Annotated in this window: 22 protein-coding genes and 1 pseudogene; 15 read left to right on the top strand and 8 right to left on the bottom strand. The window is 47.1% G+C overall.

All coding sequences use genetic code 11. The annotated features are described in order from the left end of the window. Positions 1–50 precede the first annotated feature (50 nt). Together V202x_RS00320 and V202x_RS00315 are read right to left on the bottom strand one after the other, a co-directional pair. A complete protein-coding gene (locus tag V202x_RS00320) occupies positions 51–1,301 on the bottom strand; it encodes a glycosyltransferase (RefSeq protein WP_145170133.1) in 1,251 nt (416 codons plus the stop codon). Between the two features lie 327 nt (positions 1,302–1,628). Continuing rightward, entirely contained in the window at positions 1,629–1,901 is a 273-nt protein-coding gene (locus tag V202x_RS00315) for a carbon storage regulator (protein ID WP_145170131.1), read from the bottom strand. A gap of 92 nt (positions 1,902–1,993) precedes the next feature. On the opposite strand from V202x_RS00315, the gene V202x_RS00310 reads away from it, so the two are divergent. After that, positions 1,994–2,548 (top strand): hypothetical protein, encoded by a 555-nt coding sequence (locus V202x_RS00310; RefSeq protein WP_145170129.1) that lies wholly within the window; start codon positions 1,994–1,996, stop codon positions 2,546–2,548. A gap of 142 nt (positions 2,549–2,690) precedes the next feature. Next, on the top strand, positions 2,691–3,776 hold the full coding sequence (locus tag V202x_RS00305; protein ID WP_145170127.1) for an alpha/beta hydrolase: 1,086 nt from the start codon (positions 2,691–2,693) through the stop codon (positions 3,774–3,776). A gap of 116 nt (positions 3,777–3,892) precedes the next feature. Here V202x_RS00305 and V202x_RS00300 read toward each other — a convergent pair whose 3' ends face one another. Next, positions 3,893–4,555: a hypothetical protein gene (locus V202x_RS00300; protein WP_145170125.1), complete on the bottom strand. Its 663-nt coding sequence runs from the start codon at positions 4,553–4,555 to the stop codon at positions 3,893–3,895. A gap of 213 nt (positions 4,556–4,768) precedes the next feature. On the opposite strand from V202x_RS00300, the gene V202x_RS00295 reads away from it, so the two are divergent. The 4 genes from V202x_RS00295 (at position 4,769) to clcA (ending at position 7,916) form a co-directional block, all read left to right on the top strand. After that, positions 4,769–5,536, top strand: coding sequence for an HpcH/HpaI aldolase family protein (locus V202x_RS00295; RefSeq protein WP_145170123.1), 768 nt, complete (start codon positions 4,769–4,771; stop codon positions 5,534–5,536). 9 nt (positions 5,537–5,545) lie between these two features. Next, complete coding sequence (locus V202x_RS00290; protein WP_145170121.1) at positions 5,546–6,022, top strand: hypothetical protein; 477 nt, start codon at positions 5,546–5,548, stop codon at positions 6,020–6,022. Positions 6,023–6,179: 157 nt separating this feature from the next. Continuing rightward, on the top strand, positions 6,180–6,473 hold the full coding sequence (locus V202x_RS00285; RefSeq protein ID WP_145170119.1) for a hypothetical protein: 294 nt from the start codon (positions 6,180–6,182) through the stop codon (positions 6,471–6,473). 105 nt (positions 6,474–6,578) lie between these two features. Beyond that, on the top strand, positions 6,579–7,916 hold the full coding sequence (gene clcA / locus V202x_RS00280; protein WP_197993140.1) for a H(+)/Cl(-) exchange transporter ClcA: 1,338 nt from the start codon (positions 6,579–6,581) through the stop codon (positions 7,914–7,916). 29 nt (positions 7,917–7,945) lie between these two features. Here the strand turns inward: clcA and V202x_RS00275 are convergent, their stop codons facing one another. Continuing rightward, a complete protein-coding gene (locus V202x_RS00275) occupies positions 7,946–8,695 on the bottom strand; it encodes an anthrax toxin lethal factor-related metalloendopeptidase (protein WP_197993139.1) in 750 nt (249 codons plus the stop codon). A 221-nt stretch (positions 8,696–8,916) separates the two neighbouring features. Here V202x_RS00275 and V202x_RS00270 point away from each other — a divergent pair, with 221 nt between their 5' ends. Further along, the gene (locus V202x_RS00270; protein ID WP_145170115.1) at positions 8,917–9,927 is read left to right on the top strand and encodes an alpha/beta hydrolase; all 1,011 of its coding nucleotides are present in this window, start codon (positions 8,917–8,919) and stop codon (positions 9,925–9,927) included. Between the two features lie 60 nt (positions 9,928–9,987). Here V202x_RS00270 and V202x_RS00265 read toward each other — a convergent pair whose 3' ends face one another. After that, on the bottom strand, positions 9,988–10,977 hold the full coding sequence (locus V202x_RS00265) for an AraC family transcriptional regulator (RefSeq protein ID WP_145170113.1): 990 nt from the start codon (positions 10,975–10,977) through the stop codon (positions 9,988–9,990). Between the two features lie 503 nt (positions 10,978–11,480). On the opposite strand from V202x_RS00265, the gene V202x_RS00260 reads away from it, so the two are divergent. From V202x_RS00260 to V202x_RS00235, 6 genes and pseudogenes are all read left to right on the top strand, one after another. Continuing rightward, the gene (locus V202x_RS00260) at positions 11,481–12,476 is read left to right on the top strand and encodes a DUF1559 domain-containing protein (protein WP_145170111.1); all 996 of its coding nucleotides are present in this window, start codon (positions 11,481–11,483) and stop codon (positions 12,474–12,476) included. Positions 12,477–12,590: 114 nt separating this feature from the next. Beyond that, a complete protein-coding gene (locus tag V202x_RS00255) occupies positions 12,591–13,034 on the top strand; it encodes a hypothetical protein (protein ID WP_145170109.1) in 444 nt (147 codons plus the stop codon). A gap of 215 nt (positions 13,035–13,249) precedes the next feature. Continuing rightward, a complete protein-coding gene (locus V202x_RS00250; protein ID WP_197993138.1) occupies positions 13,250–14,797 on the top strand; it encodes a hypothetical protein in 1,548 nt (515 codons plus the stop codon). A gap of 82 nt (positions 14,798–14,879) precedes the next feature. Continuing rightward, positions 14,880–15,026 (top strand): annotated as a pseudogene (locus V202x_RS28075) (H-X9-DG-CTERM domain-containing protein); the annotation flags it as partial. Between the two features lie 55 nt (positions 15,027–15,081). Next, complete coding sequence (locus V202x_RS00240; RefSeq protein ID WP_197993137.1) at positions 15,082–16,287, top strand: DegT/DnrJ/EryC1/StrS family aminotransferase; 1,206 nt, start codon at positions 15,082–15,084, stop codon at positions 16,285–16,287. Between the two features lie 309 nt (positions 16,288–16,596). Further along, the gene (locus V202x_RS00235) at positions 16,597–17,076 is read left to right on the top strand and encodes a hypothetical protein (RefSeq protein ID WP_145170105.1); all 480 of its coding nucleotides are present in this window, start codon (positions 16,597–16,599) and stop codon (positions 17,074–17,076) included. 126 nt (positions 17,077–17,202) lie between these two features. On the opposite strand, the gene V202x_RS00230 is transcribed toward V202x_RS00235, so the two are convergent. Both V202x_RS00230 and V202x_RS00225 read right to left on the bottom strand, forming a co-directional pair. Continuing rightward, on the bottom strand, positions 17,203–17,487 hold the full coding sequence (locus tag V202x_RS00230; protein ID WP_144979622.1) for an antibiotic biosynthesis monooxygenase family protein: 285 nt from the start codon (positions 17,485–17,487) through the stop codon (positions 17,203–17,205). Between the two features lie 157 nt (positions 17,488–17,644). Continuing rightward, positions 17,645–18,508 (bottom strand): metallophosphoesterase family protein, encoded by an 864-nt coding sequence (locus V202x_RS00225; protein ID WP_145170103.1) that lies wholly within the window; start codon positions 18,506–18,508, stop codon positions 17,645–17,647. Between the two features lie 278 nt (positions 18,509–18,786). On the opposite strand from V202x_RS00225, the gene V202x_RS00220 reads away from it, so the two are divergent. Next, a complete protein-coding gene (locus tag V202x_RS00220) occupies positions 18,787–19,728 on the top strand; it encodes a PQQ-binding-like beta-propeller repeat protein (RefSeq protein ID WP_145170101.1) in 942 nt (313 codons plus the stop codon). Positions 19,729–20,047: 319 nt separating this feature from the next. After that, a complete protein-coding gene (locus V202x_RS00215) occupies positions 20,048–23,734 on the top strand; it encodes a PQQ-binding-like beta-propeller repeat protein (RefSeq protein ID WP_145170099.1) in 3,687 nt (1,228 codons plus the stop codon). A 76-nt stretch (positions 23,735–23,810) separates the two neighbouring features. Here the strand turns inward: V202x_RS00215 and V202x_RS00210 are convergent, their stop codons facing one another. After that, complete coding sequence (locus tag V202x_RS00210) at positions 23,811–24,098, bottom strand: hypothetical protein (RefSeq protein WP_145170097.1); 288 nt, start codon at positions 24,096–24,098, stop codon at positions 23,811–23,813. Positions 24,099–24,203: the final 105 nt, after the last annotated feature.

Here is a 24,203-nt window from a genome sequence, read left to right as displayed (position 1 = left end):
TTTCAAAATGAAGCACGAAATAAATTGTGAACTCTTGGGAGTCTTCTCTCTCAAAGAGAAATATTTTCGAGTTCGAGTTGTTCCGACATCGCAATGGGTTTCCGATACGGTTCGTAATGTGTAATCTGAACTTCGAATGGGGAAGGCACATGGTAGCTCACGCCGCGCCAGTCGATTGTTTTGGTTCTGATGGCAGTAATCAATGCAGCGCAATACACATAAATCGTTAACCACAGTACGGCCGCCGTGCGGAGAGGACGGCGTTGAAATTCTTCTCCCCGGTCGCGCACGAGTTGATGAATCAATGAACTCATACGATATATGATCGCAGTCACACAAACGCCGCTGAAAACTAAGACACCAGCCGAAATTCCTGCCCAGAGTAAATTTCCCTGAGTTAGAAAAAACACTGCTAGCAATATGAGCATCGTCTGTGCAATGGCATTTGTTAAACCAACGGTTGCAATGAACGACCACTTGGCGTGGTAGAAGCGGGCATTTAATAATTGCCGGGTGATAAACTGAAAACAGGAGGAAAAGGAGGTCGATTCTGCATTAACCATTGTGGCAGCTGGTGCGAAGGCTAATTCTTTATTTAATTCGGAAGCAATGGATTTCAGCCCAGAGTCCTCCCACATCATTTTTGAGAAGGAATTTTGCAGGTGTGGATTTTGAAAAACGGCACGGCTGAGTGCAATCGAACCTCCCCAGGCGATTTCCAGTGACAGCACCTGAATCACTGCTGCCGCATTCCAGGCGTGCCGGACGAGAGTTCCTACATTCGTATCACGGGGTGCATACCAGCGGATTCCGGATGTCACGCCAACTTGTGGATCTTGAAGTGGTGCCACTAAATCTCTCAGCCAGCTTTGATGCGGCACCACATCGGAATCCAACCAGGCGACCACTTCCACATCGTCATCTAATTCGCTCAATGCCTGGACGAGCGAGGCATTTTTTAAGCCGCAGCCTCCGGAATGGTTCTCACGAACACTGACCTCGCAGTGCGAGTGCCTCTGGTTTTGTAAATATTGATCGACAAGCTTCCAAGCCGGATCACTGAGGTGATCGACGATAATCTTGACAGTGTAGTTTGGATAATCCTGGTTCAGCAATCCCTTTAAACAATCTGTGAGAAACGGGTCATTTCCTCGGACTGATAAAATAACGGTCGCAACAGGCGTATAGTCAGAATTGGAAGTCTGGTTTTGGTATAAGCGGATGCATCGCTGCCCCCAATACACATACAGCAGCGCAAAGCTCAGCAGACAGATGCTGCTTAATGTTGCCAGGACAAACATTTGGCTCACCTCAATTGATGTGGGATGGTTTTGATTTCGGGCAGATCGAGACGCAAACATCCTGTTTCAATCGGTAGAAGGCTTTGCCCAGTCCGCCTATCTTAAAGTGCTTGTGTGATAGATATCAACAAAAATTTTCAAAAAGGGGGCGATTGTATAGCATTTTCTGTTGGCTATCTGAAATCGAGAAATCCTCGTTTTGTACTCGAACGATTGAATTGGGCCTCATTACCCTTGTTTCAGCTCGGCCTGGAAACAGCGGGGCGGTTTAGGGCATTAAGATACTGGGGGGAATTATCAGGTGTCAGGAGTCGTAAATAGGAGTATCTATGACTCAGGGCCTTTACTGCGATCAATGCGCGTTCCCCTTGGTGCGTCAATCCCAAGACGAACTTTGTCTTTGGTGATGTGAACTGCGATGATTGAGATCTCATCGCCAATTTCCATTTTCGTACTCTCATACAAAATGTCTTCCAGTGGTGCGATTTCATCATCAAAGCCAATGATGAGTTGTACTTTATTAAATCGAATCCAGCCGACCGTAACTTCGAGTTCATTAATGAAAACCGATTCATTCGTTTTTCTGGAAATGACGAACATAGGTCGAACCCTAGAGAATAGCGAGTGTCAAAAACGAACTGTACTGCAAATAATGTTTAACGAGTCGTTTCTTGCCGAATTGAGAATATCAAATGATTTCCGTAGGTTATATGGCAAAACGTGTGATGCGGAAATGTGATTGGATCCAAAACGATCTGGTTGAAGATGTTTATTCCGTCAGTGATTGCATTTCAGAAAACTTCACACATTTTATTGATTTCTGGAAACATAATGGCTTCTGGTTCTTTGATTCTCCCAAAATTATCAGTGTGCTGGCGAAAGAGCACAATATCAATCTGGCAGGCACGAAGTTGTTTTACTATGAAGTATACGAGTATCAGTACGATGAAATTCGTTCCACCTGGGAACCCTTCGAACCAGAGCCGTTAATGGTCACCGACGTACAAATTCCTGAAGAAAAGACGCTGGAAGGTTACGATGTTGTGTCCTTCTTTGTATCCCCTGCTCCAGGATGCTCATATTTATCCTGCAATAACATGGCAGCCGAAATCAGAGTGAATCGGCATTGTTTAATCCCCACATTTGAAGAAGCAAAATCTCTCTTGTCGCAGGGAGTCTTTGATAACTGCGAACCCGGACCGTCTCGTATTTTCGCCATTTATTCTGTGCCAGTAGATATGGAGTGATCGCAGTGAAATGAGGTTTCATTTCACATTTTTCCTTGCCGATCTTTCGTCTGTTCGACAGAATGAAATTGATTTTATGTGAACTTCTCAGAACGATTTCAAAATACCAATTGGCATCGCTCCCCATTTTGAGGAACATTCGATGGTTCGCTTGTTCTTGTGTTTCTTTTTGTTCTGCGTTCCTGGCTTTGGAATATCTCAAGTTTTTGGTAACGAAGACTTGAAAGCGAACACAAAAAGTGCGCAAGTCAAAACCATCAGCATGGTCTACAAAAAAGAGCCGCGGCGGTCGCTTACGGTTTATTATCCGGACGGTTGGAAACCAACGGCTAAACGATCGGCGTTGGTGATTTTTCGTTGTCGTATTCCAGAACAGCGCGAGTATTTCAGGAAGCGGGGAATGGTGATCGTCAAGCCGCAGCTCGCCGGTGTGAACTCGGGGAAGCTGCCTGGTTTAAGTTTAAACGAGATCGCGAAATTGCCGAAGCCAAGACTTCAAGTGGAAGACACCAAAAGTGTCATCCGCTTCGTGAGAAAAAATGCCTCGCAACTTGGTGTGAATCCGCAACGGATCGTCGCGACCGGAACTTCCGGTGGTGGAGATCTCGCGCTGCAGTCTTACCTCAATTCTGCATTTGAAGACCCTAATGATGATCGCTCGGTTTCGCATCGTCCCAATGCGCTGGTCCTGTATTGCCCTGCCTTTGACGGAATCGACATCTGGTATGTCAAAATGGAAACACTGTTGAACAATACCAAAGCCAAAGCCCCTTCGTTTACTCCTTATCTTTTACAGTTCATCAAAAATACAACGGACGACTACGCGACGCCCCTGGATCATCGCGCGAAACTGATTGAATTCGCAGCAAAACTGGGCAATGAGCAAAAGATTGACGAATCTGAAATCAAGCATTTTCAGGAAATTCTCAAACTATTTAATCAGCGAGACTGGCAGTTGCTGCATCCCGTCGAAGATGCACTCAAGATGTCGGCTTCCCGAATTCTGGCAAAGGAACCACTCCCGCCCACACTGATCATGTTTGGCGATCGAGATCATCTTTTTCAACACCAGAAAGCGTTCGTTGAAAAAGCAAAAGCACAAGGCCAAAAATTCGAACTAAAGATATTCCAAGGAGCCGGCCACAGCTTCATGCTGCAGCCCGCATTCATGGAGCCAAGTACCAAAGAGGTGGAAACGTTTTTAAAGAAACAGGGATTTCTGCCTTAGTAGTGGCTTTTGAACGATAATACGTTGGTGATTTTTCCGTTCTTGAATCGTGTGCGCGATTGTTGGCTTGTTATTGAAGCTGGACACATAGGCTGCCAGCAATAAAGAATTGAATTTTAATAAGATTCAAAGTTCAAGCCGAGTTCCATTTCTACTGCCGTTAAGTCACGTTTTGTTTTGGCACCTATCAAAACAGTCCATTGATTATCCATAAAGGGTAAACCATTAGATGGCATGAGGCAGACTACTTGATTTGTGCGACTGAAAGCCATTAACGAGTTGACAGTACCATAATAGGTCCAACCTTGCTTCTCAAATTGATAATTAATTTCATCTGGAATATCTGCTGAAGAACGAAAACGGAATCCACCACAGACTGCTTGATAATGCAGTATGACTGCTAGAAAAACAGAACATTTATGATGTTCTCGATACCAGGAAATGGGTTCCTCAGTATGTCCTTTTGAGACACGAGGATCTTGTGTGTCAGGATTTCGGACGGAGACACCCCACCAGAGGACGGCTTGATTTTCTTCCATAAACAGAAGTCGTTTTTTATCGACATTCCAATCTTTGGGGGCAAGGAGTCTATTGTGGCTCTTATTAAACCGGCTCTCACGTCCTGCGACTAGATAATAGTCTCGCAGTGCCGTTGGGACCGAGACACCAAGTTGTTTTTCTGCTGACATGATTACATTAGGAGGTATTGCAGAATTTTTAGTAAGAGGATACCCAAAATTGCGATAGAGAGTACGATAGTAATTTTTGAATGATGGCATTACTTTTTAGCTCAATGAATTGTTTATTATTTTTTACCGGATGCATTGCGCTCAACAGCTCGAAAATATAAGTTACACTTTCTCTCTTTGATAAGCAGCAGCGTTTTAACAATTTAACCGGTTTTTCTTTACTTCTTTGCGATGGGTGGGCATGATGGAGCTTGTTGGCTTGTGAGAAAACCTTCTTGTTTTATCTGATATTGTGAGGCGGCTATGCATGTTAAAAGGCTGAAGGATAAACTGATCAAAGGCGAAACCGTGTATGGTTCGTTGTTCCAGCATGCGGTGGTGCCGGCGATGGTGGAGTCGATTCCTGATAACTCGCTCGATTTTGTGATCGTCACCCCCGAACATACGACCCTGGATCTGGCGGAGTTTCTGCCACTACGGTATGCCCTGAAGTCGAAGGGCATTGTTTGTCTGGCACGCACACATAGTCGTGACCCTGCGGATGTGGCCCGCGTTTGTGACACCTTTGATGGGGTGGTAGTGCCTTATGTGGAGGAATACGAACAGGCCCAGCAACTGGCGGCGGCCGCCGTGTATCGGCCGTTGAAAGGGATTGTGCTGGATCGGGTGTTGGAGACCGGCAAATGGCCCAGCAAAAAAACAGAAGACTATATTGAAAAACGGAACGAAGAGACCCTGTTTATTCCGATGATCGAATCGGTGCCCGCGATTGAGAACCTGGAAAAGATCTGTTCGATTCCGGGAGTCCATGCCGTGTTTGTAGGGCCAGGCGACTTGACGGCCAATATGGGAATCCCCCGCGAATACGATCACCCGGAATTGATCGCCGCGATTCAAAAGGTGATCGACACGGCTGACAAGCAGCATGTCGCCGCAGGCTGCTGGTTCGGCACGACCAAGCAGGCACTCCGCACCATGCGGCAGGGTGCCCGGCTCGTCGTGTATGCCAACGACGGGTTGATGCTGCAGCACGCGATGCAGAGCGCGTTCACTGAACTTCGTAAGGGATAAGAATTGAGAATGACGATCACACAACAGCAAAAAAATACGGCTTCCGTGTTTGCCATTCTCGCCGGGCTGATCTCGATTCCGCTCACGTGGATGACGATTCGTGAACCACTGCTTCTTTCCGGCTTAGGGAATTCGCTTCACTTGCCCATTGGTCAATTGAACGTGACCGGAGTCAACGGAACCATTACCTTCTTATTCAAATCACCGATTTGGTTTATCGTAGGTATCGCCATTTCTGCCAATGTGATACAACTCATGCAAAATTCCAGGCAGTACGCGATACCCTGGTTCGCCGGATGGGTGACTTCCATTTTCGGGGTGGTCTGGATTGGGATCGGTATTTGCGTGGCTCTGTTTTCAGACAAAGCGACGCTGGGCATTGGTTCGCTGTTGGGATTTTTCTGTGCGGGAGTTGCCTTGTTTTGTGTCATAGTGCCTACTTCGACACAAGAAGATCCACTTCCTACCATAACAGATGCTTCATAACGTTCTCACCATTGAAACTTGCCCTGGTATTGGTACGGTTTCTTCTATCGCTAACAAATCGATTGAATGGATTCAACGACATCATAAAATGTAGGAATGCTGGTGTTATAAAATGGAATGCGATTCACATCTGGATTCGAGATGAAACAGGGATCACATGGCTAAACGACAGACAAAGAAATTCGCCATCCCTGCGTTTCTGTGCTTTGGCAGTATTTTCGTCGCAGCGATGTATCATCTTTATATCAGTGCAGTAGATCTTCACCTGTCATTCGAACTCATTCATAGAGCTTTTGGTTTGGGGATTGTCTCTGGTTTATTGATCTTGGTTGTCGGCACCTTATTGAAACAAACTCCTTGGGGAATCATCGCTGGCGCTTTCGCTTGCTACGCACTGACGGTCGGGTATATCGTCTTCGGAAGAGGAATTCCCATTACATGGCTCTATTAAAGAGTTGCTGGAAAAGCTACCATTCGAGGCTGAAACCTGTTATCTTTCTCAATCGTGAACATGGCGGTGCACGAAATTCATTAAACCAGGAGAATGGATATCGAAATGGATGAATCGGAGCTGAGTCGGCGGTCAGAACTTCGAAATGCGATGTGGGTTTACCTGTTGGCGCTGATCATTGGTCTGGGCGTGGGAACGGTGGGGTCGGCGTTTCATTACACGGTGCAAAAAACGACTAAGATATTTAACGTGATCGGTTCCGTGTTCTCCGATAATGGAACGCTGGCAATTGTCATCGCCGCGGTTGTCGGGGCTGTGATGGTGGGAACCGCGGCTGAATTAGTCCGACGATATGCACCGGAAGCAGCGGGGAGCGGTATCCAGGAGATCGAGGGCATTATGTCAGGGCTGCGGCCGCTGCGTTGGCGCAGTCTACTCCCCATTAAGTTTATTGGCGGTATCCTGTCGATGGGCGCGGGGCTGGTTCTGGGGCGTGAAGGGCCAACCATTCATTTGGGCGGCTGTATCGGCCAGATCGTGGGTGAAAAAGCGCGATCGAATGAGGCCACAATGAATACGCTGCTAGCAGCGGGGGCCACCGCGGGATTAAGCGTCGCCTTCAGTGCACCGCTCGGGGCGATTTTGTTTATGATCGAAGAGATGCGGCGGCGGTTCAATTACAACTTCGTTTCTCTGCACGCGGTGATTCTAGCCAGTATTACTGCGAATACTGTGAACGATCAGGTATTCGGAACTCTGCCTCAATTGCCAGTTCAGCTCCAAACCTGGCTACCGAGGTTTCCTCCGCCGGGGAATCTGCTGATTTCTTTACCCTTTTATCTGACGCTGGGAGCACTGATTGGTGTTCTGGGTGGTGGTTTCAACACTGTGTTGCTTAAGTGCCTGCGCATTTCTGACGGACTGAGTCGACGCACGATGTTGATGATTGTGTGTTCGGTTGGTGCTGTCGTCGGAGTGCTAATGCTGATCGCACCGGAATTTGCGGGAGGCGGGGAAGCCCTGGTGAAAGAACTATTCGACAAATCTCCCATGCTTAGTTTCCTGTTGGCTTTGCTCGTTGTGCGTGCGGCGTTGACGTTTTTGAGCTATTCGATGGGAGTCCCGGGAGGCATTTTTGCACCCATGCTGGCATTGGGCGCCTTGATTGGAACCAGCTTCGGTTATCTGGCTCAAGACTTGATGCCCCATGCAAATATTCATCCTGGGAGTTGCGCCATTGCCGCTATGGGGGCCTTGTTCGCAGCGACGGTACGGGCACCATTAACGGGTATTGTATTGGTGGCAGAAATGACGGCCAGTTTCAATTTACTGCCGGCAATGATTGTTACCTGCATGACGGCGAGCGTTGTTGCCCAGTCAATCGGCAGCAGGCCCGTTTACGACCTGCTCCTTGAAAGGACTTTGAAAGGCAGCAACTTATAGTTTCAATCTGCGATTCACCACTGAGATCATCAAGGAATCGGCCCCCAAAGCTTGACCATCAACGCATACATCGCCGGATCGTGGGCTTTGAGTTCTGCGCGTACAAACGGGTAGAAATCGTTGACGCCAAAATACGCCTCGGTCGACTCTGCAAAGTATTCTTTGTGGTTGTTTAAACCGTAGTGCCGGGCTTCTTTACCAGTGTGTACTAATACTTTCTCATAGATCCCTTTTTCTTTGGCTGCATTGTACGTGGCCACGATATCAGCATGATCGAAACTTAAGACCTGATCGTGATACGCGTGCGCCAACTCGTGCAAGACACAGTAAGGGTGCTTGGCCCACATCTTTCGATCCAGCAGTTTTTGAACAGAGGAGATATGAATGTGTTTGGCGAGACGTGGATCGTGACCATGTGCGATCAACCAGGCTTTGCTCGGATGATAAGCCATCGTGTTCAGTTTTTTGTTATTCCACTCGACCCAGATCCGCAATTTTTGCAAATCTGTGACGCGTTCTTCCGGAACAATATACTTCACGCGTTGCAAGTGGTTCGCCAAGGCCTCTAATGCACGCTTACCTGTGTCAGCATGTTCTTGGGAAAACAGCAAAGGATCGACGGCCACAGTCCAACCCTCGATTTGTTTTTCAACGGGATCGTAAAATTGAGGAGGCTCTTCGGCTTGTAACCGACTGGAAAGCGATATCGCTACACTGAAAAGTAGCAATAAAACAATCCGCACGTTGAGCAATTTCCATTTCCCTCGACGATTTACCATTATAAGCCTCTGGTATCTAAGACAAAGTGTCGTGTGAAGTTTCGATTTTAATGATTCTGATTCCAAATAGGAATCACTAAATAGAACATGACAGATCGTTCTCGATCCTTATCGTTCCAAAAGTATTATCAGAGAATTTTCTCCTCTGGTATTTGTCAGTTCCACGTATAGAATGACAGAATTAGCCCTGTCTCACTTTATCTGAACCAACTCAAAAACTCATGAATGCGGAATCCAAATCACTACTAAAACGAGTGTTGCCGTGGCTGGTTCCTCTTCCGCGCGGGATATTTGACAAACCTCAAACGGGAAAACAGATTCTGGTTTATTACCTTTGTCGAATATTCGCATTCTATATTCTACTGCTGATTCTGCTAATGGTGGTTCAACGCTGGCTTATCTATCAACCCACGCGCGTTTCTACTTTGTCTGTAGATCAAGCCGGCGCACCGTTTGGAGTGGTACATGACATTTCTACACAAACCGACGATGGTCTGGATCTAAAGGGCTGGCATTTTCTTGCTGGTCAGGTTGGCTGTACTGACCGCGCTGCCTGTGATATTGAACTTGCCAAAGGACGGCCTGTTGTGATTCTCTTACATGGTAACGGGGGAAATCGTCTGCACCGCACTGAAACCTGTCGGTTGTTGGCCAGCCTGAATATGCATGTCTTCGCCTTCGATTATCGAGGCTATGCCGAAAACCCGGGTAGCCCCAGTCAAACAGGTTTACTCAACGATGCCCGCGCTTTCTGGAAATATGCTGTCAGAGATCGCAAAATTGATCCACAGCGAATTATTCTTATGGGTGAATCGCTGGGCGGAGGTGTGGCGACATTACTCGCCAGCGAACTCTGCCAGAAAAAAACACCTCCCGCGGGTTTGATTCTGCGATCTACATTCAGTTCGATGGTCGATGCCGCCTCACATCATTATCCGTGGGTCCCGGTCTCCTGGCTCTTGTGGGATCAATACCCCAGCCTGAAAGTCATACCGGAAATTCAATGCCCACTGCTGATGATTCACGGGACGGCAGATCACATCGTTCCCTACGCCCTGGGGGAAAAATTATTTGAGGCTGCGTTGCCCACGTCGTCTACTGGCATTCCGAAACGCATGGTGACCATTCAACAGGGAACGCATAATGGCCTGATTTACGAGGCACGAGGAATTTTGACTACCACCTATGATCAGTTCGCCAAACAGGTCATTCCGTTACCTGCCATTGAGTGAGAAAGGTCTCTGCTGGCAGAGTCGAATCGTTTAAACAGAGTCAATCTGAAGTGCTATGAACTATGCAGGTTGCGACCGTTTACTCCGAAAACTGCTGGGAGTTTCGCCTGTCAGTTTGCGAAACGTGCGCGTGAAATAAGCAGGTGATGAAAACCCTAACTTACGACTCACCTGATCGACGGTCATTGTGGGATCGCCTAACATCCGCTTGGCTTGCCAGATTTTGATTTCGTTGAAATAAGCCATAATCCCACAACCATATGTTTTGCGGAACGCCGATTTGGCAAGCGTCGGGCTGACGTGGACTTCTCGGGCGACTTCCGTAATTGTTAAACGGTCATTCACACGATTGAGGAGCAAGCGGCGGATTTGCAGTGCTAGATCATCTTGTTCGCTGGTCTTCGAAACCGGGGCCAGGTGATCGAGTACCAGTGTGAGAAACACTAATAGCCGACTCGTTACATCCAGCATGCGATGGGGGTGTTCTGAGATCAACTGGTCCGCCATTCTCCAAAAGGCATGTTGCAGATCCGGATTTTCTGCTGAGCTGACACGCTGCACTCCTTTAACCAACGTCTGCAATTCATGGCACGCGTCGGCGATCCCAGATTCTTCAGGCCAGTGACCTAAACGATCCAGATCGACGACAAATGCAATCGTCGATGCCGTATGCGGACCTTTGTTGGACCAATGATGATCTACTCCCGGTCCAATCATACAAAAGTCTCCGGAATCTAACTCAAAACCTCCCTCGGGCGTCAACAACGTCATCGGTCCCTGCAAACTACCATGCATGGCAATGACAGAATGGTTGTGCTTCTGAGTGCGAGTTCCAGGAGGAAAATGTCCGGAAGTAAACCGGGCAAACGGTCCCGGCGTGGGATGATAATAAGAGAGATAGTTCCAGCTCTGTTTCAGCGAAGAAGTCTTCTGAGGTTGGGAAGAGGGCAAATAGTATGAGAGATCGATCTTATTGGCATCCACGTTATTCACAGGATGGATGAGATGGTCCGACTCTTCTTGTTGATTGAGTGAGATTTTACGACTCATTTTTGTCCGGCTTGAAAATTTTGGTTTTAAATTTCACGAGCGCGTTCTCAATAAGCTTGAAGTTTCTTACTGATCTTAGATCAGCGGAAATCCAAAAACAGAACATGACTTTTTGAACATGCTGACCTTGACTCATCCACATTAAAAATATGACATCGATTCCTTAAGCCATAATACCAGCTTTACCCTCAGAATGTCCGATAGTGCTGAATTTAGGTCTAAAAAGGCATTTCTGATTCGATAACTACTTGTAAATTAGAGGGTTATCGAGTTTGTCTTTTCAATTCCAAAAACACAAATCCTTTCCTGAACACCATACGAGTAAAGATGACCGTCGAAAACTTTGGCCAGAACTGGTTTCCATATAGGACAAACCAAACTCAATCGCTCACCAGCGACAAACAAAAAAATTCTCCAAGCCATGTGCTCTAAAAACGGCTTGTGGACCATATATTTTTTAATCGATTAATTGTTTTCTTAGCTTAAGTAAAAGGAAATCCCTCATGAATCGTAAAGCATTCACATTGATAGAATTGCTGGTTGTGATAGCGATCATAGCCATACTCATCGCATTACTGCTTCCCGCCGTTCAACAAGCACGTGAAGCTGCACGACGGAGTGCCTGCAAGAACAACATGAAACAAATCGGTTTGGCAATGCATAATTACCATGATGCATTTACGACATTCCCGATAGGTTCTCAATACAATATGTGGCAAGCGAACTGGAGATCATCCATCCTGCCATACATCGACCAGTCTCCCCTTTACAATCAACTGACTCAGACACCTGCCGATGGTCGCGGCTATAACACAACGAATACCTGGACGGGCGGCGGTGGATATGGTACCGGACCGGGATCCAATGAAGCGTTAGATAAAGCATTCGTGAATGTGTATAAATGCCCTTCCAGTCCATTAGATTCTTTTTATGTGGGAACGGTAGGAGGTCGGCATCCAACTCCAAGCGGCTCGCAAGTCGGAATGACAATGGACTACGTCGGCATCGGGGGGGCGTTTAGCGAGACCATTGCTCCTTTTGATGCGGCCAGTAATACCAGGGCTCAAGTGAATACGTTTTATGGAACGATGGCTCAGAATGGTATGTTACAAATTGGAAACGTCATGCGGATACGAGACTGTACCGATGGAACATCAAACACAATCATCGTAGGCGAAGACTCTGGCTCAATTGCAGGAGACGACCGCCGTAAGAATCTATCCGGTGGTTGGTCCGGCTTCAGATTTCCAGGCACTTCCGGGGGCAATGGTTATGGAGGTGGGGGAATCGTTACGATTCGCTATGCCTCGAATCCCAAAACTGCACCTGCCTATACGGGCGCAGGATTTAATAACGGTCCTCTAACGTCATATCACGTAGGAGGCGTGCATGTGCTGCTGGCTGATGGAGCGGTGCGATTCATTTCGGATAACCTCAATTTCACGACCCTACTCTCATTGGGCACATTGAATGACGGACTGGTTGTCGGTGAGTTCTAAATGATGTTGTTTCAACCCAAATACACACAGGCGGATAACGACCGATTGTGTGTGTCTGCTTTTAAACTAGAGACTGTGTTCAGTTAACGTTATGAACCACCAGGAGAAGCTTACATGTTGCCTATGATTCGCAGTTCTGATATTGCATTAACCCGATTCTGTTGCTGGAAACTCTGCTTTCTCACTCTATTCGCATTGACTACCTTCGTCGGTTGTACAGGCAGTAATGCCGATACCCCCAAAATGGGTACCGCCTCTGGAAAAATTACGCTCAATGGAAAACCGTTAACCGATTGTCGCATCAATTTTAATTCCGCTAAAACCGGAGTCGGTGCTGGAGGAGACTTGAAAGAAGATGGATCTTATACCCTGGAAGGTTCTCTTCCCGTCGGTGATTACACACTATTCATCACGCCTCCCAGTGATTTCACTCCAGCCAAAGCCCAGACTCAAAGTGGCTTGACCAATGTGCCGGCAAAGTACCGTGGCGAAGCAACCAGTGGTCTCACCGCGAAAGTCAAAGAAGGCGAGAGCGAATATAATTTCGATTTGAAGTAGTCTTCATGCAGCAGCACAGACCATAGGAAATTCTTGTGAACTTTTCTCGACCGTCACTTGGGAAGTTTTGTTTTAATCCGACTTTTTTCCAAAAGAACAGATGCTTGAACATCATCGGCTCAGGTAAACTGAAACGATCATAAAATTTTTTTCATTGTCTAAAAGTACAATATTTTCCGCGACAACGATCACCAGATATACAAAGATCAAACACCATGAATTCACTCTTAGCTGCATCAACAAATTCTCGATCAAACCTCAAACTGATAAGTTACGTATTCCTGCTCACTGTCCTCGGTTCATTACATCAAACGACTGCCAAAGCAGGCCAACTGATGGCGGGAGCTGCGAAAGTTGATATTACGAATCGCAATGTCAAGCTGGTGAATGACCCCTTGTATGTGAAAGCATTGGTTATCAAAGACGGTGATACCACTGCCGCGATCGTAACCGTCGATGCTGTCGCCATCGCCGAAATTGGTTCGATCCGCAACGAATATCTGGACAATGTGCGGACTCAATTGGAGAAAGACCTCAAGATCAAACCCGCCAATGTCATGATCAATGCCAGCCACTGTCATGGAGTCGTCTGCGCTGACGTGGAGCAACGGACTGTTCAAGCTGTAAAAGAAGCCGCAAAAAAACTGGTCCCCGTCAATGTCGGTGTCGGTACCGGACATGAAGACCGCGTCATGGAAAACCGCAGGCTCATTCTGAAAAGTGGCAAGGAAGCAGACGTGCGTCATGCTTATTCACTGCCGCCCGATGAAGAAGTCGCTAAAGTTGGTCCCATTGATCCGGAAATCGGCATTTTGAAACTCGACAAAAAAAATGGAGAGACTCTGGCAGTTGTGTATAACTTCGCCTGCCATCCCATTCAGGGGGTTCCCAACAAGGGAAACACTGCGGATATGTCCGGCTTTGCTTCACAAGTGATTGAAGACAACCTGAGCGACGGTACAATCGCCCTGTTCGTGCAAGGCTGTGGTGGTGATATTAACCCGGTGATGTATAAAGATGTCGACAACCCCCGTGATGCCGAAACCTTAGGTAACATGCTCGGACTCAGCACATTGAAGGCAGTGCGAAAAATCAAATGCACTGATGCGGGCGATTTGAAAGTCATCAACGAAACACTGGCATTACCCCGTTCCAACAACGCAAAACGCATCAAAGCCCTGGAAGCCGAACAGGAAAAACTGATGAAATCGTTACGAGGAACGAGTCTTAATCTGAAGACCTTTATTCCGTTGGTTGTGAAATACAATCTGCACAAAGATTTTCCCTCCTATTATTCACATCGCTATCTGCTGGAAGAAAAACTGGGCCGCGATGACCTGAAGCAACTCGATGCAGAAAATCGGGCAAATCTGGAGCGCTACATTCGCAATATCTACACAATGGAAAAACTCTCCATCAGTCAAACCAACCTGAGATTGTTAAACAAACATCAAGCCCGCAATACCGCCGCCAAGAAGAAAACGGTGGATGTCGAAGTGCTGGGAATCAAAGTGGGTGACTTCCGGATGATTACCTTCCCGGCTGAACTAACCGTCGGAATCGGCCTCAACATCAAGAAAAAATCACCACACGAAAATACGTTCGTAGCCGGCTACACCAACGGCTACATCTACTACGCCCCCACCGCCGCACAACTCAAAAATGTGGGTGGCGCCCAGGAAGACAGCGACTGCATGCTGGCCCCCGAATGGCAGGCTATTTTTGAAACCAGAGCCCAAGATATCATTAAACGGCTCGAATGATGGAATTCTGAATACAATCCGAGTGAGTGAAATCAAATCCAACATTAAACCCTGAGGAGATCCGCGTAACTTTCGCGAAAGCCAACATGGATTTGGGAGTCCATTCACCGGTGGGGCACACTTTTTAATTGGCGATGGGAGCGTGCGTTTCATTTTAGAGAAGATCGGCCCTGGATTGCTCCAGGCACTCAATACTCCCGCCGACGGTAAAACTGTGGGTGAATATTGAAGAGGACAATCTTGTTCATGGCTATATTATATTTCAGTTTATGTACGATAAGGAAATGTGGATACGCTTAAGACTTGATATTGGCTGGCGAGATTTATGCTATGGCTTCTTCGGCTCGTTCGCACCTGGAAAAAGAGAAACAGTACAAGAGAAGTTAGAAGATCTCTGGTCGGAAGGCCAAAACGATGCCTTGGCATGTCTCTCAGTTCGGAGCGGATTCGACCTGCTGCTACAGGCGCTCGCGCTACCTGAGAGATCGGAGGTTCTCTTCTCTGCTATCACGATTCGAGACATGCCACGCATTGCGAAAGCTCATAACCTTGTCGCTGTACCAGTCGATGTCTGCGGCAGTGACTATCACATTGACATAGATTCTCTCCAGCAAGCGGTTACTTCCAAGTCGCGGATTCTAGTAATCGCTCATCTGTTTGGTGCGCGTCCCGACATGCAGGAAGTGCTGAACTTTGCTCATGAGCACAATTTGTTTGTAGTTGAAGACTGCGCAGAAGCCTGGTGTGAACCAGATTGGCGGGGCAACGAACAGGCAGACGCCAGCCTGTTCAGCTTCGGAACCATTAAAACAGCCACAGCATTAGGAGGCGCGCTCTGCCGCATAAAAGACTTAACAATTCTGACGCGGATGCGCGACATTCAGAGCCAGGAGCCTGTATATCCTGCCAGGAAGTTGGCATTAGATTGTTTTAAAGTCGCTTTTCTCAAAATCATTTCTATGAGAATTCTGTTTGGTGCAATCGTCAAGATCGGCAAGCGATTTAGAAAAAATGTCAATGATATTCTCGGCGGAATGACGCGCGGCTTCTCAGACGACAGTCTGTTACCCCAATTGCGACAACAGCCAACTACAGGAACACTCAGACTTCTAAAACGCCGCCTGGAGACCTACGATTCTCAACGCATCGCTCGACGTATCAAACACGCGCAACTTATCGTCGCAAAGCTGGGACTCGAGAACTTACAACCGGAACTACTCAATAACCAACACTCTTTCTGGTTGTTCCCCTATATCACTGATCGACCTGAAGCACTCATTAATTTCTTAAGAAAACATAGCTTTGACACGACACAACGTGGTCGATTAGAGATTGTCTCGCCACCGCCTGATCATCCAGAACTCAATAGCCCGACAGCAACAGAACTGTTGAAGCAAACCGTGTTTCTTCCTTGTTACACAGAGATACCGGGCGCCGCAATCAACCGCATGTGTGCGCTGATTCTGGACTTCACTACTGATTCCTCTTAGTCATAAAATCAATGGGAGGTCAATCAGGTCTGATTAAGTACGACCCAAGAAGTAACCACCGTTTGTTCGTTATTGCGTACCTCAAATAAAAAATGGCTACGAGATATTGGCCATTCAAAGTCTATTTTCTTACCAATTTCGCTTCTGCGATTTCTGACTTAATAAATGAAAAACATTCTTGATTGTGGCTGAAATAAAAAAATTTATTACGCACGATTTTTTGGATTATGGCTCATTGATTGATAGTATATATTTGTATAAAATCGCTATCATTAACTCTACACACTCAAGAACTAAAGGGGCCTATTCATGGCGATTTTCATTTGCTCAAACTGTTCCCATACCGAGGAAACTCCTGATGAGTTTCTTGGGAAAAAAGCACGTTGCTTAAAGTGCCAAACACTTAGTACGATCACAGAAAAAGAAACAAAAACTCCTAAAGCACTGCCTAAGACACCGGCTTCAAACAAAATGAATCCCTCACCGCCTCGAGACGAATTTTCGAATGATGAACGAAAATCAATAAATGTCACTCATAGAAGCAGAGAAATCAAATCATGGCATGTGGTCACGTTATTTGTGCTGCTTGGAGCCATCCTTACAGCTCAGCTCGTTCAACTAGAAGGTCAGAAGGAATGGGAATACGCAATCCGATCTCCTAAAGATTCTGCCTTAGAAGAAGACCTTAACTCATGGGGCGAATCTGGATGGGAGCTTGTGTTTGCAAGACGTGCCACAAATTACGCAGGGACCGCGGAATATGAAATGATTTTTCGTCGACGAAAATAACTTCACTATCTACAATAATCTTATCAGTGACACTTTTATTATCTCTTGCCGAACTCGGATTTCACATAGAAATTTCAGAACCAGTCGAACTGAGAATATAGGCCATACAGCTTCGTAAAGTGTGCTCTAATGCTTATAAACCTTATGCTGTGGTCGGCCGGAAAGGATTTCTTCTTTTCCCCAGTTGGTGACAGCCCGGAAGGCATCACTCTGGATGAAGTCTTTAAATGCCTGCTCGTCAGACCATTCGCTGGTAATCAAATATGAAGCACCGTCGCTGACATCTTTCCACAAAGTCGAACTGTCGTGACCTTCAGCAGCCTTGAGTGCGTCAATCACGCCGGCAAATTTGTCTTCGAATGATTGTTGCTTACCTTCAATAACGTGATAATTCATGCCAACAGTGATCATGGCTCAATTACCTCCTGTAAAAAAAGTTGGTGACAGTCGTTGGCAAATAGTACAAAACGACTGATGAGGAAGCAATAGTCTTGCAAGAGACGATCTTCGGTCCTTCATATCAGTCAGCAGGAACACATTTGCCAGGATCTACTTTGGATTACCTGTTTTATTTCAACGGCTTGCCGTTGCGTCGATCAAATTGGAATGGGTTTGTTTTGTCATCGGTAACAGTGATCTTGAGAGGTGGAGCAATACCACCCTGGTCAACTTCGACTCGCAAAATGTTCTTCGCTTTAAAGGGGCGATCGTAGATCCAAACATGTCCGTCGCCGTGAATGTAGAGAATCGGCTTTTTGAAATCGTTCGCCTCTTTACTGAAAGGGCAAAAAAAATCGTTATGAACTGCAATCGGTTTGGCATGTCCAAAAATAACCAGACTGTTCACATCCGCCCCGAAGCGACGCAGGTTGCGACGGACCCAGTCGAGGTTGTCTACATGCCGTTGTTTCCACTCTTTTGGATCGTGAACGCGGCCACCAACGATATTCAGTCCGATAAACAGAACGTTGCTTTTCACAAATGAAAAGTTCTCTTCGCGTTTCAATTGTCGGAAGACAGGCAGGGAATGCTGCCAGCGACGATCAAATCGCATAAAGTATTTTTCCCAAAGCTTCCAGGCCTGCTCCGGATGTGTGCAGTCATTCCACTCATTATCCCCGGGAATGATAAATACCGGCACAACAGACTTGCTTAGCATGCCAAACACTTTGTTATAAACGGCTTCGTCACAAGGAGCACTCCCCCCTTTAATGTCACCCAGGTGAACCACAAACTCGGCATCTTTCGGAATGGCAGCAATCTGTTGTGGAAGCCGCGCATCTTCATGTGGTTTGTAGGGTACATCGCCCATCACATAAAAGGTGACTCCTGTGCTGGATTGAGAGTCGGGCTCTGGTCGATTTTGAGCGCTGGTAGACGAACTGATCAGTAGCAGTAACAACAATTCGAATAGTACGGTCTTCAGTTTCATTGATGTCAAACCTCGGTGGAAATAAAACTGCCGACCAATGTCTATTGTCGCTCAGTTCGTGAATCAGGAGGGAGTCTCTAAGGGCAGGCGATTAAAGGAAAACAACTCAAATATGCCACTCCATCATGATATCACGTTGCACGATACACGTCTATCACCGTAACTAACACACGTTTTTAAGTTTCATCCAACGAAATCCGACGATATCATGATACGAATGTCAGAGATCGGTGTCCTTTCACAATCGAATTTACATCTATTAGAAATTTGAACAAACTATGAAACGCTTTACCTGTTTCGCAATGATTCTCACATGCCTGCTTGTCAATGCATCTGCATACGCCGAACGGTTGGTCCTGGTGAGTGCATCCTATGGAAAAAATATTATCGCCATCTGCGATCAGCAAGGCAACGTGATCTGGTCTCACAAAACCGCTGGTCCCTCTAAGGGCCATGCAGGCCATCATGACATCCACCTGCTGCCCAATGGGAACATCCTTTATCACGACAGCTGGACTACAACCACTGAGATGACTTTGGACAAGCAGGTCGTCTGGAGCTACGATTCGGCAACCATGAATGGGAACAAAGGGAAACGCGTCGATGTCCACGCGTTTGCGAGATTACCCAACGGTCATACCATGATCACTGAGAGTGGGGTCGGACGAATTATCGAGGTCGATCAGAATGGAAAAATCGAGCATCAATTCCCACTAAAAAAAGGAGGCACACAGTCGACACGGCTGGTTCGGATCACGCCGCAAGGCAACTACCTCGTTTGCTCAGAACAACCTGGTGTTGTCACCGAATACAATCGAAAAGGTGAGGTCGTCTGGGACTACTTGATTAAGACGCGCGTTTACGGCGCGATCCGCTTAAAAAATGGGAATACGCTCATCGCCTCGGGTAGCGGCAATAGCGTGGTAGAAGTATCTCCCGAAAAAAAGGTTGTCTGGGAAATCAGGGGCCGGGTACCAAAGACCGATGTCCAACTCAAATGGACGACTTGCCTGCAGGAGCTGGATAACGGCAACCTGATTATTGGCAACTGCCATGCGGGGCCAGACAATCCACAGATTATTGAGCTCGATAGAAACAGAAAGATCGTCTGGAAATTTGACGAGTATGATCTGGTAGGCAATGGTCTCGCCTGCTGGCAAGTTCTTGATGACAGTCAATCTGACTTGGTGCGCAAAAAGCTCTCAGTATTAACACCCTAAACGATTGTCGAATCTGTCGTCTTGTGCTGGCAACTTTTCAGGATGACTCAGAAAACAACAGACCAAATTCATCATTTTGATGATGCTCAAAACTGGCGAGACGATTGGGGTTGCCTGCGCTCATGAATTTATGATTAAGTTGGCAAACTTCCCTGTTAAAACAGTTCTTTGTCAGGTAGTCTAAGATATCAGAGGTCACTGATTGGTAATGATCTAATCAGGCTTTAAATTCCACGATTTCAACCGCATTCCCACCGTGTGTATTTCAAACTGCTATAAAAATTGACAGACCGAATCATTTCTTCAAGGGAGTTTGTGCATGTCTGCTACTGTTTTGCGTGTGACTCATTTTGTTTGGTTCTGCTTTTTGAGTATTCTCGTCACCACAGCTCCGGCACAAGCCGAAGACTGGCCCACCTGGCGGAAAAATGCACAGCGAACGGCGGTGACTTCCGAACAACTACCAGATGCCTTGCATCTGCAATGGTCACGGGATCTGGGACCGCTCAAACCGGCCTGGCCGGAAGATCCACGTATTCAATTTGACGCACATTATGAACCAGTCATCGTCGGTCAGACATTGTTTGTCGGCTCATCTCGGAACGACTCCGTAAGGGCCTTTGACCTTTCCAATGGAAAGCAGAAGTGGAATTTTTATGCCAACGGCCCCGTTCGATTCGCCCCTATCGTCGCCGGAAAAAACGTGTACTTTGCAGCCGACGATGGTCACTTTTACTGCCTCAATGCAGATGATGGCACGCTGAGGTGGAAATTTCGTGCCGCTCCCAACAACCGCAAAGCCCTGGCAAATGAACGACTTTCTTCCGTCTGGCCTATCCGCGGTGGTGCCGTACTGTCAGACGGTAAGATCTATTTCACTTGTGGTGTCTGGCCTTTCGAAGGAACTTTCCTTTACACGTTGGATGCACAATCTGGCAAAGCAATCAAAGCACCTCAACCGGAAATCAAGACGCTTAAGGATCTCACACCTCAGGGGTACCTTGTCAAGAATCAAGATCGACTTTTGATCCCTTGTGGACGCTCCATCGCAGCCTGTCTCGACCTTAAGACCGATCAATTTATCTCACATTCGTATGGCAGCCGTGCCACTAATTACCACGTCTCGTCAATCGGACCATACATTTTTCATGGCGGTTCGACATTCCGGATGGACGCCAAAAAGGAATTCTCCGTTCCTGCCCGCAATCCAGTCTTGACTGAGGAAGCCGTCTATTTTGGTCGTGGTGGGAGTGTCGTTGCCTATGACTTGAAGAACCTGAAGACTGTTGAAGCGAAAGACCGCCGCGGAAAAGTCATCACGAAAAAAGTACTTGTACAACTTTGGAATCTACCTCTACAAAAGTTACATGAGATTCCGAAAGAACAATACGCTGAATGGATCAAAACACACCCAGCGCAGCTCGATTTGAAAGCCGGTAATCGACTCTACGGTCATCAAGCCGACAAGGTTTTTGCCCTTGATCTGTCTGAGGATGGCAAAGGGGCTACGGTCAGCTGGAGTCAGACTGTGAAAGGCCAACCCGCCACGATGATTGCCGCCAATGGTAAGCTGGTCGTTGTCACTCAAGAAGGGGGCTTGTTCTGTTTCAGCGACAAACAGATCGAACCGCAATCTTTCCCCAAAGACATTCATAAGTTGGCTACGAAACAAAATGATTGGACTGATAAAACCAATCAGTTAATGCAACTGACAAAACCCGATAACGGGTATTGCCTCGTGCTGGGAACCGGAAGCGGGCAATTGATAGAGGAACTGATTCAGCAATCAAAGCTGACCATCATTGCCGTCGAACCAAATAAAGCCAAAGTCGAACAATTACGAGCCAAATTTGATTCCGCGGGCGTTTATGGATCGCGCGTCGTTGTGTATCACGGGGACCCTTTAAAGTTTGAACTGCCTGCCTATATGGCTGAATTAATCCTTTCAGAGGATTTATCCATACTTGGCAAAACACCAGACTCAAAAGTTTGGCAAACGATCTTTAAATCGCTACGCCCCTATGGTGGTAAAGCGTGTCTTGAGTTGGCTGACAACGCCTACACTCAACTTTCGACAAGGGTTACCAACAAAGAACTACCGCAAGCGGACCTGAAACGAGCAAATGGGTTCGCGCTCCTGTCGCGTGTCGGTGCATTGCCCGGAGCCGCTAATTGGACACACGAGTACGGTGATGCATCTAACACGCTGATGTCGCGCGATGAATTGGTCAAAGCGCCGCTGGGAGTACTTTGGTTCGGTGGACCTGCCGGGCACGGAGATTTGTTTTACAATCGTCATGACTGGGGGCCCAGTATGGCGGTGATCGAAGGCCGCATGTTTCTGCAGGGTCCCGGAAAATTAACGGCCGTCGATGTCTATACTGGTCGTATTCTCTGGCAAATTCCATTGGAAGAAACACCTGAAGATAACCCCGGACGTCGCGGGCAAGGTTACAATAAAAAAGTGGTCGGCCATCATTTTATTGCTATCAAAGACGGCCTCTATCTGGTGACCAGTCAGAATACGTGCCGGCGAATCGATCCGGCAACCGGTAAAACGTTAACTGTGATGAAACTACCCAACCCCGAAGACCAATGGGGACGGATTCGTATCCATAAAGATCTCATGTTGACCTCCGCCTTTCGAATTTCCAAAAAAATTGGCGAGAAATACGGTAAGCTACCACTGGAATTAGTAGCGATGAATCGCCACACCGGTAAGGTTGTCTGGACACACAAGGCCGATTTAAGTTTCCCTGTGGTCTCATTGAGTGGCGATCGCATCTATGTCTTTGATGGCGCCCTGAAAGACCTCTATACCGACTGGAAGCGACGAGGCGAAATTCCTGAAGCGCTGTCAGAACGATACATCAAAGCCATCGACGTAAAAACGGGGAAAGAATTATGGAAACACCAGACCGACGTTGTGGGTACCTGGTTATCCTATAGCGACAGGAAAGACGTGCTGCTCATCACAAATCGTGACAGTATCTCAGCGTTCCGAGGCAAAGATGGCTCAGAACTTTGGAAAAAGTACGCCAAAGGCCGAGGATTTCGCGGACACCCCGAAACATTGTGGGACAAGATCATCGTTTGGAACGATCGTATTCTGGATCAGAGAGGTCCAGGTATGTCATACGATCTGGAAACTGGTGAACCGATTCTCCGCACCAATCCTATCACCGGAAAACCAATTCCCTGGGAATTTACAAAGGATGGACATCACTGTAATTATGCAATTGCCAGTCCACACTTGATGACCTTCCGTGCGGCCTCCGCGGGATTCTGTGACATTGACAGTACCAATACTTCTCGGCTGGAAGGTTTCCGTAGCGGGTGCCGAAACAGTCTGATTCCCGCGAACGGTGTACTCAACTCGCCCAACATGGCCCATGGTTGCAGTTGTGGTTATTCACTCTTCACTTCTATGGCACTGACGCACGTGCCGGAATCCGAAGTCTGGAGTTACAGCGCCTTGGCTCTTAACGCAAAGAAAGACCAAGTGCAAAAACTTGGCGTTAACCTGGGGGCTCCTGGTGACAGACAAGCAGAGAACGGCACACTCTGGCTCGACTATCCCAATGTGGGAGGCTCATCGCCGGTGGTCTCGATAAAATTGAGTGGTAAGAGCCCAAGTTACTTCCACAAGCATTCGGCATTTGTGGAAGAAGGCGACCTGAAATGGGTCGCCGCTTCGGGAGCTGAGGGAGCCTCTTCTCTGAAAATCACGCTCTCTTCAACACCAACAAAAGAAAAAACCTATACTGTCCGTCTCTACTTTCTGGAACCAGATGAGAAACAACCGGGTAAACGTGTCTTCGATGTCAGCCTGCAAGGCAAACCAGTACTCCGGGAACTGGATGTCGTCAAAGAAGCCAATGGTGCTAACCGCGCCATTGTTCGTGAATTCAAAGGCGTTCTGGCTTCTACCAGCCTTGGCATTGAGCTCAAAGCAATCAAAGACAGAACCCTGTTATCGGGTGTCGAAATTGTGGTCGAAGAATAGCGAGTTCCTTAGAACCCACAAAATCTCAACCACAACTTCAAAGCACTCGTGTGTGTTCTACAGAGAACATTGCACCTTATTTCGAGAGAGAGTCAGCAAGTTTCGAAGCGAGCTTTTTGACATCCTCCGGATCGGAGAGTTCTGGAAAATTTTGGACTGAGACTGCTTCTTCCATATGACCTGCATTTTCTAACCCGATTGTTAAGTCTTCCAAAACGGTGTCATATTTTCCCGTTTCAGCAATCTTTTTGAGTGTGGGAGCAAGTTGGTCTTTTGTCAGACCGGGACTGACTTCGGCCTGGGGTGCGTTACTGCTGCAACTGACCATGATCGTGACAAAAAATAGAATCGCAATGTTTTTCATAGTGCCTAAACGTGTAAAGTGAAGTGTCTGAAATCGAGGGATAAACAGAGTACAACGCCCAAGCAGAACGAAGTACTCTGTTTGACAAGCTTATTGATTCGTCAG

It is taken from the genome of Gimesia aquarii, from assembly GCF_007748175.1.
GTDB lineage: Bacteria > Planctomycetota > Planctomycetia > Planctomycetales > Planctomycetaceae > Gimesia > Gimesia aquarii_A.
This window is presented reverse-complemented; position numbering and strand designations above follow the sequence as displayed.

Bases quoted from the DNA above. Each gene is read 5' to 3' on its own strand.
- V202x_RS00320 (WP_145170133.1), bottom strand. From the start codon at position 1,301: ATGTTTGTCCTGGCAACATTAAGCAGCATCTGTCTGCTGAGCTTTGCG.
- V202x_RS00315 (WP_145170131.1), bottom strand. From the start codon at position 1,901: ATGTTCGTCATTTCCAGAAAAACGAATGAATCGGTTTTCATTAATGAA.
- V202x_RS00310 (WP_145170129.1), top strand. From the start codon at position 1,994: ATGATTTCCGTAGGTTATATGGCAAAACGTGTGATGCGGAAATGTGAT.
- V202x_RS00305 (WP_145170127.1), top strand. From the start codon at position 2,691: ATGGTTCGCTTGTTCTTGTGTTTCTTTTTGTTCTGCGTTCCTGGCTTT.
- V202x_RS00300 (WP_145170125.1), bottom strand. From the start codon at position 4,555: ATGCCATCATTCAAAAATTACTATCGTACTCTCTATCGCAATTTTGGG.
- V202x_RS00295 (WP_145170123.1), top strand. From the start codon at position 4,769: ATGCATGTTAAAAGGCTGAAGGATAAACTGATCAAAGGCGAAACCGTG.
- V202x_RS00290 (WP_145170121.1), top strand. From the start codon at position 5,546: ATGACGATCACACAACAGCAAAAAAATACGGCTTCCGTGTTTGCCATT.
- V202x_RS00285 (WP_145170119.1), top strand. From the start codon at position 6,180: ATGGCTAAACGACAGACAAAGAAATTCGCCATCCCTGCGTTTCTGTGC.
- clcA (WP_197993140.1), top strand. From the start codon at position 6,579: ATGGATGAATCGGAGCTGAGTCGGCGGTCAGAACTTCGAAATGCGATG.
- V202x_RS00275 (WP_197993139.1), bottom strand. From the start codon at position 8,695: ATGGTAAATCGTCGAGGGAAATGGAAATTGCTCAACGTGCGGATTGTT.
- V202x_RS00270 (WP_145170115.1), top strand. From the start codon at position 8,917: ATGAATGCGGAATCCAAATCACTACTAAAACGAGTGTTGCCGTGGCTG.
- V202x_RS00265 (WP_145170113.1), bottom strand. From the start codon at position 10,977: ATGAGTCGTAAAATCTCACTCAATCAACAAGAAGAGTCGGACCATCTC.
- V202x_RS00260 (WP_145170111.1), top strand. From the start codon at position 11,481: ATGAATCGTAAAGCATTCACATTGATAGAATTGCTGGTTGTGATAGCG.
- V202x_RS00255 (WP_145170109.1), top strand. From the start codon at position 12,591: ATGTTGCCTATGATTCGCAGTTCTGATATTGCATTAACCCGATTCTGT.
- V202x_RS00250 (WP_197993138.1), top strand. From the start codon at position 13,250: ATGAATTCACTCTTAGCTGCATCAACAAATTCTCGATCAAACCTCAAA.
- V202x_RS00240 (WP_197993137.1), top strand. From the start codon at position 15,082: ATGTGGATACGCTTAAGACTTGATATTGGCTGGCGAGATTTATGCTAT.
- V202x_RS00235 (WP_145170105.1), top strand. From the start codon at position 16,597: ATGGCGATTTTCATTTGCTCAAACTGTTCCCATACCGAGGAAACTCCT.
- V202x_RS00230 (WP_144979622.1), bottom strand. From the start codon at position 17,487: ATGATCACTGTTGGCATGAATTATCACGTTATTGAAGGTAAGCAACAA.
- V202x_RS00225 (WP_145170103.1), bottom strand. From the start codon at position 18,508: ATGAAACTGAAGACCGTACTATTCGAATTGTTGTTACTGCTACTGATC.
- V202x_RS00220 (WP_145170101.1), top strand. From the start codon at position 18,787: ATGAAACGCTTTACCTGTTTCGCAATGATTCTCACATGCCTGCTTGTC.
- V202x_RS00215 (WP_145170099.1), top strand. From the start codon at position 20,048: ATGTCTGCTACTGTTTTGCGTGTGACTCATTTTGTTTGGTTCTGCTTT.
- V202x_RS00210 (WP_145170097.1), bottom strand. From the start codon at position 24,098: ATGAAAAACATTGCGATTCTATTTTTTGTCACGATCATGGTCAGTTGC.